Here is a 13,740-nt window from a genome sequence, read left to right as displayed (position 1 = left end):
CGACTATGCAGCATGACCCTCCTTCCCCGCGCCCTCATGTGGACCCGGACCGACACGGCCGGCGCCGAGCACGTCGTGTTCGACGACCGTCGTGGCCTCACGGCGCACGGTGTCCAGCTCGCGGTCGACCCGGTTCCGTACACGTGCCGGTACGAGCTGTACACCGACGAGTCGTGGGCTACGGCCCAGTTCACGGCCACGACCGAGGGCGCCGGGTGGTTGCGCACCGTCCGGATGGAACGGGCCGCCGGGCGGTGGCGTGTCACCACGGCGGAGCAAGGGCAACTGGACGCGCATCAGCCGGGCATCGAAGACCCCGACCGTCTCGAAGGTGTGCTCGACATCGACCTGGGAGGTTCCCCGCTGACCAACACGTTGCCGCTGAAGCGATCGGGCATGGAGGACATCCGGGTCGTCACCGCCTGGGTGCTGCCGCCCAGCCTCGCCGTGGTGCGCGCGGAGCAGACGTACACGGTCCTGTCGAAGGAACGCGTGCGGTACGCGTCCGATGGCTTCGAAACGGACATCGAGCTCGACGAACATGGCTACGTCCGCGACTACCCCGGCCTCGCGAAGCGGGTCGGTTAGGGCTCGGCCAGTGGCCGGGGGCGGCCCTCCCACTTGGTGGAGAGCGCGATCGCGGTGCGGGTGCGCGCGACACCCGGTGTGCGGTTCAGCTCGATGATGACGTGTTCCAGTTCGAGGATCGTGCCGACGCGAACCGTGGCCAGGAACGACTCCTCGCCCGCCATGAAGTAGCACGACTCGATCGACGGCATGGCCCGCAACGCGTCGAGCACGTCCTGGGTGTCGCCGCCGCTGTCCTGCACCACGCCGATGATCGCTGTGACGCCGAGCCCGACCGCCTCGGGTAGTACGTCGGCCCGGTACCCACGGATGGTTCCGGCCGCTTCCAGCTTGCCCACCCGCTCGTGCACCGCCGGCGCCGACAACCCCACCTGACGCGCAAGTTCAGCGAAGGAGAGTCGGGCATTGGCACGCAGTAGATCGAGAAGGCGACGATCGATGGCGTCCACGAAAAGTACCCTAGCTTAAGCCCCGATCCGCCCAAACCCGTGCTATTTCCATGTTCTTCGGACACGTCTGACGGACGGTGCTCTAATAACCCGTAAGCCTCGATGATCACGCGTTTGGCGGCGCGTGATCTCAACTGGGAGGGGTTGTGGACACGGGAGATCGTCTTCTCACTCCGGGAGAAGTGGCAGCGCTGTTCCGGGTGGATCCGAAGACGGTGACGCGCTGGGCGGCGGCCGGCCGCATCAGCAGCATCCGCACCCCTGGCGGACACCGGCGCTTTCGGGAGTCTGAGGTTCGCGCTCTGCTCGATGGCGAGCTGGGCGAAGAAACACCGGCCTGATGTGCGGCGGTGCGCGTCAATGCGCACCGAGCTGACCGCTCCAGCGGCTGAACAAGGTGTGCTCGATGCCAGCGGCGTCGAGCACCTTGCCCGCGACGAAGTCAACGAGTTGTTCCGCTGACGCGCCAGCCCCGGCCGTATAGAAACCGGGGCTGGCCGGCAGCACCGTTGCGCCCGCGTCGAGCAGTGCGATGAGGTGCTCGAGGTGGCTGCGGGTCACCGGGGTCTCCCGGGGTACGACGACCACGGGCCGCCGTTCCTTCAGGTTCACCTCGGCGGCGCGCTGCAACAGGTCCTTCGACAGACCCATCGCGATGCCGGCGCACGACGCCGTGCTGGCCGGCACCACCAGCATGCCCCGCGCCCGGTACGATCCCGAGCTCGGACCGGCGGCGAGGTCGCCGGCCGGCCAGTACCGCACATCGCCCTGCGCCGTCTTGCGGCCGATCCACGCGTCGAGGTCGGCGCGCCAGTGCGCGTCGCGGAACGGGCTCTTCGTCTCGTCCAGAATGGTCAATCGGGCCGCGCGCGACACGATCAGGTCGATCGGTTCGTCTGCGTCGAAAAGGGCACGCAGAACCGCTGCGGCGTAAGGGGTTCCGGACGCACCGGTGACGCCGACGATCCACGGGCGTCGCATCAGAACGCGCTCCGCGTCACCAGGTCGGCGAGCGCGAACACGAACAGCGCGATGCCGACGAACCCGTTGGCGGTGAAGAACGCGCGGTTCACCCGGCTCAGGTCGGTGGACTTCACGATGGAGTGCTCGTAGGCGAACGCGACCGCCGTCAGCACCAGGCCCACCCACCACAACCAGGTGAGGTCGACCAGCGCGCCGAACCAGACGAACAACCCGAACGTCACCACATGCACCACTGTGGACAGTACGAGGGCGAACGGGATCCCGTACCGCGCCGGCACCGACCGCACCCCGATCCGCCGGTCGACCTCGGCGTCCTGGCAGGCGTAGATGAGGTCGAACCCGCCGATCCACAACCCGACGGCCGCGCCGAGCACGAACGCCGGCCCGGACCCCTCGAACGTTCCGGTGACCGCGAGCCAGGCGCCCACCGGCCCGACCATCTGCGCCAGGCCGAGGATCGCGTGCGGCCAGTCCGTGAACCGCTTGCCGTACGGGTAGACGACGAGCGGCACCACCGCGAGCGGCGCCAGCACGAGACACAACGGGTTCAGCAACGCGGCCGCGGCGAGGAACACGACCAGCGCGGCGATCGCGCCGGTCCAGGCCGTCCGGACGCTCACCGCTCCGGTGACCAGTTCCCGTTGGGACGTACGGGGATTCCGCGCGTCGATGTGCCGGTCGATGAGCCGGTTCGCGGCCATCGCGAACGTGCGCGCACCCACCATCGCGACCGTGATGAGCAGCAGGTCGATCCAGCTGAACCCGTGTTCCCGCATGGCCACCAGCGCCGCGAGGTAGGCGAACGGCAACGCGAACACGGAGTGTTCGATCGCGACCAACTTCAGAAACGCGCGCACCTTAGGCAAGTCCGTACTCTTTCCACCGCTTGTCCACAAGGGACACCACGTCGGGCGCCATCCTGGCCTCCTCCGGCCAGCCCCGGTGGTAGCCCTCGGCGGACAGCTTACGGGTGGCGTCGATGCCCGCCTTCCCGCCCCAGAACTGCTGGTACGAGGCGTGATCGAGGTGGTCGACGGGACCGCTGGTGAGCAGCAGGTCGTGCGCGTAGTCGACGTTTCCGAAGGCGCGCCAGGCCACCTCGGCGTAGTCGTGCACGTCACAGTCGTCGTCGACGATCACGATGAGTTTGGTGAGGCTCAGCAGGTGAGCGCCCCACACGGCGTTCATCACCTTCTGCGCGTGCTTCGGGTACCGCTTGTTGATGGAGACGATCAGGCAGTTGTGGAAGCCGCCGGCGGCCGGCAGGTCGTAGTCGACGATGTCGGGCACCAGCATCTTGATGAGCGGCAGGAAGATACGCTCGGTTGCCTTGCCGATCGGGCCGTCCTCCTGCGGCGGCTTCGACGTGATGATCGAGTGGTAGACGGGGTTCTTCTGCATCGTCATGCACTCGACGTGCAGCACCGGGAACGGCTCGACCGGCGTGTAGAAGCCGGTGTGGTCGCCGAACGGACCCTCCGGCAGCCGCTCGCCCGGTTCGACGTAGCCCTCCAGCACCACCTGGGCGTTCGCCGGCACCTGCAGGGGGACCGTGAGGCAGTCGACCATCTCCACGCGCTCGCCGCGGAGGAACCCGGCGAACAGGTACTCGTCGATGTCGCCGGGCAGCGGCGCGCTCGCCGAGTAGCTCACCACCGGGTCGCAGCCGATCGCGACCGCCACCGGAAGCCGCTCGTTGCGCCGCTCGGCCACCGCGTGGTGCGCGGTGCTGTCCTTGTGGATCTGCCAGTGCATGCCGAGCGTGTCACGACCGTGCTGCTGCAGGCGGTACAGGCCGAGGTTGCGCTTGCCGGTCTCGGGGTGCTTCGTGTGCGTGAGGCCGTAGTTGTGGAAGATGCCACCATCGTCGGGCCAGGTCCACAGGCCGGGCAGGCGGCCCAGGTCGACCTCGGCGCCCTTGTACACCTTCTCCTGGCACGGCGCGGTCTTCACGCGCTTGGGCGGCACCGACTTGAGCTGCAGCAGCTTGCCGATGCCCTCCCGGATCCCCGACCATCCGACGGGTAGCTCCGGCTTGACCATCGCGCCGATGCGCTGGCCGATCTCGTCGAGGTCGTCGACCCCCAGCGCCATCGCCATGCGGCGCGGCGTGCCGAACAGGTTGATGGCGACGGGCATGTCGCCCCGAGTCGGCTTCTCGAACAGCAGCGCCTTCCCGCGCTGACGCACGACCCGCGTGACGATCTCGCTCATCTCCAGCGTCGGGTCGACCGGCGCCCGGACCCGGTGCAGTTCGCCGGCCTTCTCGAGAGCCGCCAGGAAGTCCTTCAGGTCCGTATACGGGAAGCCACGCGCCATGCGGTCAAGTCTGCCAGGGCACCGTCAGGTACCCGAGTAGCTGTGCAGTCCGGAGAAGAACAGGTTCACGCCGTACTGGTTGAACATCAACGCGGCCCAGCCGGCGATCGCGAGGTAGGTGGCGGTGCGGCTGCGGACGCTGGGCGTCGCGCGGGCGTGCAGGTAGGCGGCGTAGACCACCCACGTGATGAAGGACCAGATCTCCTTGGGGTCCCAGCCCCAGTAGCGGCCCCAGGCCGACTCGGCCCAGATCGCCCCGCAGATGATGCCGACCGTCAGCAGCGGGAACGAGAACGCGTGGATGCGGAACGTGATGCGCTCCAGCGTCTCGGCGCCGGGCGCCTTCGCGGCCAGCGCCCACGGGAAGCCCTCCTTGCCGTCCTCGTAGCCCTCGCGCAGCAGGTACAGCACCGCGGCCACGAAGCCGACCAGCAGGCCGCCACCGGCGGTGGCCACCGTGGTGACGTGGATCTTCAGCCAGGCCGAGTTGAGCGCGGGGACCAGCGGACCGGCCTCCGTGTACACCATGCCGGCCGAGCCCAGCAGGATCACGAGCACCGCGGTGATGAGCAGCCCCAACGGGCGCATCGCCGGCAGCAGCCGTAGCACCACCAGCCAGGCGACCGCACCGGCCAGGCACAGCACCAGCAGGAACTCGTACAGGTTGCCCCACGGCACCCGTCCGGCGGCGACCGAGCGGGTCACCAGCGTCGCGGCGTGACCGGCGACCCCAAGCACGGTGAAGACGACCGCGGCGAGCCCGAGCCGCTGTCCCATCCGGGACGGCGGCGCCGGCTCCTCGTCGAGGGGCGGGTCGCTGGACGCCGACGCGCCGACCGCGACCAGGTCGCGGTTCGCCACGCGGGCGACGAACCCGCGGGACCCGAACGCGTACTCAGCCGCGTAACACAGCATCGCCGCCAGGTACGCCAGAATCGTGACCACCAGTAGCTGGTCGGACAAGCTCGCCATCCGGACCGGCCCCCTCCCGTGCGTCTCGCACGATCGCCTCGAACTCCGCGGTGAACCCGGCATAGTCGGTGCGCGGCAGACCGCCCGCCTCGACCCCGCCGGGGGTCACCCGGAAGAAGATCCGTCGGCGCCGTCCCGCCAGCGATCCGAGCAGACCTGTCACCAGCAGTACAGCACCGACGAGAACCAGTTCCTCACCCGGGTCGTGCCGCACCGACACGGCGATCCACGGGCGGGTGCCGAGAAACTCGATCCTCGACCCGTCGGGCAGGGTGGCCGACTCGCCCTTCCGCAACGCGATCGCGTCGCCGACCGGGCGCAGCAGCCCGTTCCCGATCTGCGCCTGGTTGATCTCGTACACCGACTGCGGCGTGCCGGCGTCGAGCCCGAGGTCGCCCATGTAGACCCGCAGCATCAGGCGCGGGTCGCGCTCCTCGGGGAACGCCGACTTTCCGACGTGTACGTTCTCGGGGACCGTCGGCAGGTAGGTGCCGTCGAACGCGACCTGCACCTTGCCGGTGGGTCCGTAGGTGGTGTCGCGGACGCCGATGTTCGCGTCGGGGAACGCGAGCACGCCCTGGCTCGTCATGGCGTCGTCGATGGTGAGGAACGGCGCGGTGATGGTCTGCGACTTCCCGGTGCGGTCGGTGTACCGCACCTCCGGCGCGTACCCGCTCGCAAGGAGGTAGGCGGTCGCCGGCCCGAGCCGCAGCGGGTTGTTCACGGCCACCCGCCGTTCGCCGCTGCGCCCGTCGACCTCGTACCCCATCCGGGCCCGGAACGCCGACGGCTGCCCACTGTCCAGATAGGACGCTTTGAAGTCCACAAGGGACATACAGAAGCGGGGCAGGTCCTCCTTGTCGACGCGGCTGCCGGGTGAGAACTCGTCGTACTGCTGGAGGCTGTTGCACAACTCGTCGCCGCGCACCAGGATCCGGTTGCCGTGCCAGCCGTACAGCCCGCCGAGCGCCATGCCGATCAGCAGCGCCAGCAACGAGAAGTGGAACAGCAGGTTGCCGGTCTCCTTGAGGTAGCCCTTCTCCGCGCTGACCGTGTACCCGTCGCCCGCCTCGCGGACCACGGCCCGGAACCGGCGCTTGCGCATGAGTGCCCGCAACCGCTCCGCGGTTGCCGCGAGGTCGCCGTCGTGCGGCAGGCCGTCGGCGTGTTCCGGCAGCCGCTCCAACCGCTTCGGAGCGTTCGGTGGGACCCGGATGAGCGCGACGATGTGGGTGCGGAACCGCGGTACGAGACACCCGACGAGCGAGACGAACAGCAGCAGGTAGATCGCCGAGAACCAGACCGACGAGTAGACGTCGAACAACTGCAGCCGGTCGAGCCACGGCGCCGACGACGGGTTGTTCTGCGCGTACTCGGCGACCTTCTCGGGGCTCAGCCGCTTCTGCGGCAGCACCGAACCGGGAATCGCGGCGACCGCGAGCAGGAACAGCAGCACCAGGGCGGTGCGCATGCTGGTCAGCTGCCGCCACCCGTTCCGGACCGTGCTGGTCAGCCACATCATACGAAGAACTCGAGATTCGGGAAGGTGACGCGCAGCCAGTCGATGAAGTGGCCCCAGGCACCGGTCACGAGCGCCAGCCCAGTGAGCACCAGCAGCGCCCCACCGATGCGGGTGACCCACCGGCTGTTCCGCCGGATCGCCTGGAACAGGCCCAGGAACCGCTGGTAGCCCAGCCCGAACGCGAGGAACGGCACCGCCAGCCCGACGCAGTACGCGAGCGCGAGGCCGACCGCGCGGGTCGTCGACCCGGTGGTGGCGAGCCCGATCATCGCGCCGAGCGTCGGCCCGCTGCACGGGATCCACGACAACGCGAACACCACGCCGAACACCGGCGCTCCGAGGAGACCCGCGGTGGGCAGCTTCTGCACCCGCCACTCGCGCTGGAGCAGAGGCACGAACCCGGCGAACACCAGCCCCAGCACGATGATGACGAGACCGACGCCGATCTCGATGGCGCGCTGGTGGTCGTAGAGCGTCTGCGCGGCCTGCGACGCGAGGATCGCGCCGAGCACGAACACCACGGCCACGCCCGCGACGAACAGCATGATGCCGGCCGCGATCCGGCCCCGCCGGTGCCCGGCGTCGAGGTCGGCGCCGGCGAGCCCGGTGACGTACGACAGGTAGCCGGGCAGCAGCGGCAGCACGCACGGCGAGAGGAAGCTCAGTAGCCCGGCGATGGCGGCCACCGCGACCGCCCCGACGAGTGGGCCGCCGTCGACGATGCCGGCGAATGTCTCACCCACCGGCGATCACCTCCCGCACCGCCGCCACCAGGTCGGGCTCCAGCACGGCCTGACGGAACGTCTTCCTCGGCTTGCCGTCCTTACCCAGCACCAGCGTGGTGGGGATGTTCGAGGGCACCACGTCGAACTCGAGCGCCAGCTTGCTGGAGGTGTCGCGGATGCTCGGGAACGGCACCTTGTACTGGTCGACGAATGCCTTCGCCTGGTCGACGTTCGGGTCGCGCACGTTGATGCCGAGGAACACGACGTCGTCGTCCTTCAGGTCGTCGTGGGCCTTCACCAGCCCGGGCATCTCCGCGCGGCACGGTGCGCACCACGAGCCCCAGAAGTTGACGACGGTGACCTTGCCCTTGTGCGTGGCCTGGTCGTAGCTGCCGCCGGCCACCAGTTCGCCCTTGAGCACCGGGTCGCGCGGCTTCTCGTCGCTGGTGCAGCCCGCCCCGGTGAGCACCAGGGCGGTGGCGAGCAAAATGGCCGCGAGCAGCCGCATGATTCAGGCCCCCTTGGCCGTCCGGGCGTCCGGGTGCAGGGCGATGAGGTGCGCCGCCGGCTCCTCGTACGTGATCTTGACGATCGTGTCGCCGTCGAAATGGATCGACGTGAGGCTGGCCAGCGCGCACTGGCGCACCCGCGGGTCGTGCCAGAGCCGCTTGCGCTCGACGAACCGGCGCAGCGTCCAGATCGGCAGCTGGTGCGAGACGCACACCGCCTCGTGCCCCCGTGCCTCGTCGCGGGCCGACTCGACCGCGCCGAACATGCGCGCCGCGATCTGCTTGTACGGCTCACCCCACGACGGCGTGAACGGGTCACGCAGCATCCACCAGTTGCGCGGGTGCTTCAGCGCGCCGTCGCCGACCCCGAACTCCTTGCCCTCGAACCTGTTGACGCTCTCCAGCAGCCGATCGTCGAGTTCGGGCGTGAGCTTGAACTGCGCGGCGAACGGCTCGGCCGTCTCCTGCGCGCGCTCCAGGGGAGACGTCCGGATGTGCGTGACGTCGCGGTCGGCCAGCGCCTCGGCGGCCGCCTTGGCCATCTGCCGGCCCAGCTCGGACAGCTTGAACCCGGGCAGCCGGCCGTACAGGATCTTGTCGGGGTTGTGCACCTCACCGTGGCGGAGGACGTGAACGACCGTCCTCATGAGGTCCCCTCGAACGCGGCCGCGGCGGCCGACGCCGCGTGCGGCAGCGCCCCCGCGATGACCTCGACCGCCTCCGCGTCGAGCGCGGCGCTGACGAACCAGGCCTCGAACGCGCTCGGCGGCAGGTACACGCCGCGGTCGAGCATCGCGTGGAAGAACGCCTTGAACGCCGCCACGTTCTGGGTCTTCGCCTCGGCGAAGTTCGTGACCTCGGCGTCGGTGAAGAACACCGAGAACATGCTGCCCGCGGTGGAGAGCCGGTGCGGCACGCCGGCGGCGGCGAGAGCCTCGGTGACCATCTTCCCGATGGTAAGCGCGGTGGCGTCGAGCAGGCCGTAGACCTCGGGAGTGCAGTGGCGCAACGTGGCCAGACCCGCGGCGCAGGCGAGCGGGTTACCGGAGAGCGTGCCGGCCTGGTACACCGGCCCGGCCGGCGCGAGCCGTCCCATGATCTCGGCGCGGCCGCCGAAGGCCGCGGCCGGCATGCCGCCGCCCATGACCTTGCCGTAGGTGTACAGGTCGGCGTCGACGGGGTCGAGGCCGTGCCAGCCCTCGCGGCTGACGCGGAAGCCGGTCATCACCTCGTCGACGATGAGCAGCGCGCCGTTCGCGTGGGCGATGCGGGCCAGTGCGGCGTTGAAGCCGTTGCGCGGGGCGACCGCGCCCATGTTTCCCGGCGCGGCCTCGGTAATGATCGCGGCGATGCTCGGGCCGTGTTCGGCGAACGCTTCTTCGACCTTTTCGACATCGTTGTACGGCAACACGATGGTGTCGGCCGCGGACGCGCCGGTGACCCCGGGCGTGTCGGGCAGGCCGAGGGTCGCCACGCCGGAGCCGGCGCTCGCGAGGAGCGCGTCGACGTGACCGTGGTAGCAGCCGGCGAACTTCACGATCCGGGTGCGCCCGGTGAACCCACGGGCCAGCCGGATCGCCGTCATCGTGGCCTCGGTGCCCGAGTTGACCAGCCGCACCTGCTCGACCGGCGTGCGCGAGACGATCTCCTCGGCCAGCTCGACCTCGCCCGGCGTGGGTGTTCCGAAACTGGTGCCCTTCACCGCCGTGGCCGTGACCGCCTCGATCACCGCCGGGTGCGCGTGGCCCAGGATGAGCGGACCCCACGAGCACACCAGGTCGACGTAGCCGTTCCCGTCGGCGTCGTACATGCGGCAGCCCTCGCCGCGCACCATGAACCGGGGCGTACCGCCGACGGCCTGGAACGCGCGGACAGGCGAGTTCACCCCACCCGGCACGATGGCCCGGGCGCGGTCGAAGAGTTCGGCGCTGATTCGACTTTCCACGGTTCGCCCATTGTGACCCACGAACGGGGGATCGCGGACCGGGGCCTGCCCGGTGCGCGGTGGGTCACTTTAGGAGGGCCTGTTGCGGCGCTTTGGTCCCGAACGCCCGGGAATCGCGCTCGCGACCGCGGTTCCCGTGCGAAGACAGGGCGGCCCGACCTGCCGGCCCCGGTGAGCCGGGTTAAGCTTCCGACGTGGATCGCCCGGATCTCAGTATCGCTGTCGAGCGCACGGCTGCGGAGGCAGTTGTTCGGCTTGCGGGTGAGATCGACATGTCCACGGTGCAGCGACTGTCCAAAGTGGTCGGCGACATGCTCGCGAACGAGCCGCCGCCCCGGGTCGTGCTCGACCTGGGCGAGGTCACGTTCTGCGACTCGCAGGGCCTCGGCACGCTGGTGGTGCTCAGCCGCAAGGCCGGCCTGGTGCAGAGCCACCTCGTGCTCACCAACGTGGGTGACTTCCTGCTGCGCGTCCTCGACATCACGGGGCTGCGCGGCGCGCTCATGATCGCCTAGATCCCCAGGTGGCGTTGCGCCCTGTCCAGTGCGGCCAACGCCCGTTCCAGTTGCGCCGGCAACAACTCTCCGCCGGTGGTCTCGGTGCTGTTGAGCGCCGTCAACGCCTCCCCGACGGCGACGCCGGCCGCGCGCATCGCGTTGTCACGCACCCGGGCCGCCTCGCCCTGCGCCTGCAGTTGCTCGTTCTTCGCCCACAACTCCACGAACACCGACACCTTCGCCCTCAGCACCCACGGGTCGAACGGCTTGGTGAGGTAGTCGACGGCGCCGACCGCGTACCCCCGCATCGCCAGGTGGGAGTCGCGGTCGGCGGCGGTGAGGAAGATGATTGGGACGTGGCGGGTGCGCTCGCGCCGCTTGATGTGCCGCGCGGTCTCGAAGCCGTCCATGTCAGGCATCTGGGCGTCGAGCAGGATCAGCGCGAAGTCCTCCACCAGCAGGTGCTTGAGCGCCTCCTCGCCGCTGTGTGCGGCGACCGTCTGCACCGGGAGGCCCTGCATGATCGCCTCCAGGGCGAGCAGGTTGTCCTTCCGGTCGTCGACGAGGAGGACCCGCGCGGCCACGGGGCTCCCGCGTTCGCTCCGCTCGCTCACGACGACCGCCGTCCGGTGACCCAGCCGGCCATCGTCTCCAGCAGCTCGTCGAGATCGACCGGCTTCGTGATGTAGTCGCTCGCGCCGGCCGCGAAGCTCGACTCGCGGTCACCCGGCATCGCCTTCGCCGTCAGGAACACCACGGGCAGGTCGGCGAACCGGCGGTTGCGACGGATCGCCCGGGTGGTCTCGTTGCCGTCCATCTCGGGCATCATCGCGTCCATCAATACCACGTCGACCTCCGGGTGCTCGGAGAGCAGCCGCACGCCGTCGGCGCCGTTGTCGGCGTAGAGGACGGTCATTCCGTGCATCTCCAGCGCGCTGGTCAGCGCGAACACGTTCCGCACGTCGTCGTCGACGATCAGGACGGTCGCGCCGTCGAGCTGCTGGGCGGCCGACGTGGCGCGACGGTCGCCGTCCTTGATCGGACGCAACGGGCTCGGCGCGATCCGCAGCGGCGGCGTGGTGGGCGGTGACTGCGGAGACACCGGCAGCGCACCGATGATCGGCGCCGGCGGCGGTGCGCCGTCGAGCGAGCCCGGCACGGGCAGCAGGTCGGTGCGCAGCACGTCGGGCAGGTAGAGGACGAACGTCGAGCCCTCGCCCAGCAGCGACGACACCTGGATCACGCCGCCGAGCAGGCGGGCCAGCTTCATGCAGATCGACAGCCCGAGCCCCGTGCCGCCGTACTTGCGGCTGGTGGTGCCGTCGGCCTGCTGGAACTCCTCGAAGATCAGGCCCAGCTTGTCCTGCGAGATGCCGATGCCGGTGTCGGCCACGGAGAACGCGATCACGCGGCGGGCGCCGTCGAGCGCCGGCACCCCGAAGCGGGTGTCCTCCGCCGCGAGCCCGATCGACAGCTCCACCGAGCCCGCGTCGGTGAACTTCACCGCGTTGGAGAGCAGGTTGCGCAGGATCTGCTGCACGCGCTGCGGGTCGGTGACCATCACCGGCGGCAGGTCGACCGCGACCGTGACCGCGAAGTCGAGCCCCTTCTCCTCGGCCTGCGGCCCGAACGCCTGCTCCACGTACGAGCGCACGTCCTCGAACGCCACCTCGCCCGGCTCGACGTCCATGCGTCCCGCCTCGATCTTGCTGAGGTCGAGGATGTCGTCGATGAGTCCGAGCAGGTCGGAGCCGGCACCGTGGATCGTGCGCGCGAACTCGATCTGCTTCGACGACAGGTTGCTCTCGGTGTTCTCGGCCAGCAGCCGCGAAAGCAGCAGCATCGAGTTGAGCGGGGTCCGCAGCTCGTGGCTCATGTTCGCCAGGAACTCCGACTTGTACTGCGACGCCGAGGCCAGCTGCTGCGCCTTCTCCTCCAGGCCGAGCCGGGCCATCTCGATCTCGCGGTTCTGCGTCTCGATGTTGGTCTTCTGCTCCGACAGCAGCGCCGCCTTCTCCTCCAGCTCGGCGTTGGTGCGCTGCAGCTCGGCCGACTGGTCCTGCAGCTCCAGGGCCAGCCGCTGCGACTGCGACAGCAGCTCCTCCGTGCGGCGGTTCGCCAGGATCGTCTTCAACGCGACGCCGATCGTGACCACCAGCCGGTCGAGGAAGCTCAGGTGCAGCTCGTTGAACGCGGCCACCGACGCGAACTCGATGACGCCGAGCGGCTCGCCCTCGAACAGCACCGGCAGCACCACGAGGTCCGCCGGCGGCGTCGCCGCCAGCCCGGAGCGGACCACCAGCCGGTCGTCCGGCGGCGCGGTGACCCGGATCGCCCGCCGCGACATCGCGGCCTGGCCGACCAGCCCTTCACCCGGTGCGAACGTGATCGGGTGGTCGGGCGCCGCGTAGCCGTAGCTGGCGCCCAGGCGCAGCCGGAACGTGCCGTCGTCGGTGGAGCCGGCCAGGAAGAACGCGCCGATCTGCGCGTCGACCAGCGGCGTGACCTCGGTCATGATCATGCGGGAGACCTCGGCGAGGTCACGCTGGCCCTGCAGCAGGCCGCCGATGCGGGCCAGGTTCGAGTCGAGCCAGCCCTGCTCCGCGTTCTTCTTCGTGGTCTCGCGGAGCGTGACGATCATCTGGTTGATGTTGTCCTTCAGCTCCGCGACCTCGCCCTGGGCCTGCACCGCGATGCGCTGGGTGAGGTCGCCGCGGGTCACGGCGGTTGACACCTGGGCGATCGCGCGGAGCTGCGTGGTGAGCGTCGACGCGAGCTGGTTGACGTTCTCGGTGAGGTCCTCCCAGGTGCCGGAGACGCCGCGCACCTTGGCCTGGCCGCCGAGCTTGCCCTCGGAGCCCACCTCGCGGGCCACGCGGGTCACCTCGTCGGCGAAGCTCGACAGCTGGTCGACCATCGTGTTGACGGTGTTCTTCAGCTCCAGGATCTCGCCCTGCGCGTCCACCGTGATCTTCTGCGACAGGTCGCCCTTCGCCACGGCGGTGGTGACCTGGGCGATGTTCCGCACCTGGCTGGTGAGGTTCGAGGCCATCGAGTTCACGTTGTCGGTGAGGTCGCGCCAGGTGCCGGAGACGCCCGTGACCTGCGCCTGACCGCCCAGCTTGCCCTCGGTACCCACCTCGCGGGCCACGCGGGTGACCTCGTCGGCAAAGGAGCTGAGCTGGTCGACCATCGTGTTGACGGTGTCCTTGAGCTGCAGGATCTCGCCC

General features: G+C 69.6%; 15 protein-coding genes. 3 read left to right on the top strand and 12 right to left on the bottom strand.

The window, feature by feature from the left end:
- Positions 1-12 precede the first annotated feature (12 nt).
- Positions 13-588 carry a putative glycolipid-binding domain-containing protein gene (locus Voc01_RS06710; protein ID WP_203926396.1) on the top strand — a complete coding sequence of 192 codons (576 nt, stop codon included), beginning with the start codon at positions 13-15 and terminating at the stop codon, positions 586-588.
- Here Voc01_RS06710 and Voc01_RS06705 read toward each other — a convergent pair.
- Positions 585-1,037 (bottom strand): Lrp/AsnC family transcriptional regulator, encoded by a 453-nt coding sequence (locus tag Voc01_RS06705; protein ID WP_203926395.1) that lies wholly within the window; start codon positions 1,035-1,037, stop codon positions 585-587. The genes Voc01_RS06710 and Voc01_RS06705 overlap by 4 nt on opposite strands.
- A 134-nt stretch (positions 1,038-1,171) precedes the next feature.
- Between Voc01_RS06705 and Voc01_RS06700 the strand changes: the two genes are divergently transcribed.
- On the top strand, positions 1,172-1,378 hold the full coding sequence (locus tag Voc01_RS06700) for a BldC family transcriptional regulator (protein WP_239160021.1): 207 nt from the start codon (positions 1,172-1,174) through the stop codon (positions 1,376-1,378).
- 16 nt (positions 1,379-1,394) lie between these two features.
- On the opposite strand, the gene Voc01_RS06695 is transcribed toward Voc01_RS06700, so the two are convergent.
- The 9 genes from Voc01_RS06695 to hemL are packed head-to-tail and all read right to left on the bottom strand — an operon-like array spanning position 1,395 to position 10,013.
- A complete protein-coding gene (locus Voc01_RS06695) occupies positions 1,395-2,018 on the bottom strand; it encodes a UbiX family flavin prenyltransferase (protein WP_203926393.1) in 624 nt (207 codons plus the stop codon).
- A complete protein-coding gene (mqnP, locus tag Voc01_RS06690; protein WP_203926392.1) occupies positions 2,018-2,917 on the bottom strand; it encodes a menaquinone biosynthesis prenyltransferase MqnP in 900 nt (299 codons plus the stop codon). The genes Voc01_RS06695 and mqnP overlap by 1 nt, the downstream gene beginning before the upstream one ends.
- Positions 2,880-4,340 (bottom strand): menaquinone biosynthesis decarboxylase, encoded by a 1,461-nt coding sequence (locus Voc01_RS06685; RefSeq protein ID WP_203926391.1) that lies wholly within the window; start codon positions 4,338-4,340, stop codon positions 2,880-2,882. Before Voc01_RS06685 ends, mqnP begins: the two co-directional genes overlap by 38 nt.
- 24 nt (positions 4,341-4,364) lie before the next feature.
- The gene (ccsB, locus tag Voc01_RS06680) at positions 4,365-5,312 is read right to left on the bottom strand and encodes a c-type cytochrome biogenesis protein CcsB (RefSeq protein ID WP_203926390.1); all 948 of its coding nucleotides are present in this window, start codon (positions 5,310-5,312) and stop codon (positions 4,365-4,367) included.
- Positions 5,236-6,834 (bottom strand): cytochrome c biogenesis protein ResB, encoded by a 1,599-nt coding sequence (resB, locus tag Voc01_RS06675; RefSeq protein ID WP_239160002.1) that lies wholly within the window; start codon positions 6,832-6,834, stop codon positions 5,236-5,238. The genes ccsB and resB overlap by 77 nt, the downstream gene beginning before the upstream one ends.
- Positions 6,831-7,577, bottom strand: coding sequence for a cytochrome c biogenesis CcdA family protein (locus Voc01_RS06670; protein WP_203926389.1), 747 nt, complete (start codon positions 7,575-7,577; stop codon positions 6,831-6,833). Before Voc01_RS06670 ends, resB begins: the two co-directional genes overlap by 4 nt.
- A complete protein-coding gene (locus Voc01_RS06665; protein ID WP_203926388.1) occupies positions 7,570-8,067 on the bottom strand; it encodes a TlpA family protein disulfide reductase in 498 nt (165 codons plus the stop codon). Before Voc01_RS06665 ends, Voc01_RS06670 begins: the two co-directional genes overlap by 8 nt.
- A 3-nt stretch (positions 8,068-8,070) precedes the next feature.
- Positions 8,071-8,715: a histidine phosphatase family protein gene (locus Voc01_RS06660; protein ID WP_203926387.1), complete on the bottom strand. Its 645-nt coding sequence runs from the start codon at positions 8,713-8,715 to the stop codon at positions 8,071-8,073.
- On the bottom strand, positions 8,712-10,013 hold the full coding sequence (gene hemL, locus Voc01_RS06655) for a glutamate-1-semialdehyde 2,1-aminomutase (protein WP_239160001.1): 1,302 nt from the start codon (positions 10,011-10,013) through the stop codon (positions 8,712-8,714). The genes Voc01_RS06660 and hemL overlap by 4 nt, the downstream gene beginning before the upstream one ends.
- 194 nt (positions 10,014-10,207) lie before the next feature.
- On the opposite strand from hemL, the gene Voc01_RS06650 reads away from it, so the two are divergent.
- Positions 10,208-10,528: an STAS domain-containing protein gene (locus Voc01_RS06650; RefSeq protein WP_203926385.1), complete on the top strand. Its 321-nt coding sequence runs from the start codon at positions 10,208-10,210 to the stop codon at positions 10,526-10,528.
- On the opposite strand, the gene Voc01_RS06645 is transcribed toward Voc01_RS06650, so the two are convergent.
- The gene (locus tag Voc01_RS06645; protein WP_239160020.1) at positions 10,525-11,031 is read right to left on the bottom strand and encodes a response regulator; all 507 of its coding nucleotides are present in this window, start codon (positions 11,029-11,031) and stop codon (positions 10,525-10,527) included. The two genes, Voc01_RS06650 and Voc01_RS06645, sit on opposite strands and share 4 nt — an antisense overlap.
- A gap of 89 nt (positions 11,032-11,120) precedes the next feature.
- Positions 11,121-13,740 (bottom strand): response regulator (locus tag Voc01_RS06640; RefSeq protein WP_203926384.1); only part of this gene is annotated, 2,620 nt, incomplete at its 5' end.

Source organism: Virgisporangium ochraceum (genome assembly GCF_016863655.1).
Taxonomy (GTDB): Bacteria; Actinomycetota; Actinomycetes; order Mycobacteriales; family Micromonosporaceae; genus Virgisporangium; species Virgisporangium ochraceum.
Note: the sequence above shows the minus strand (reverse complement) of the source record. Positions and strands in the feature narration are given on the sequence as shown.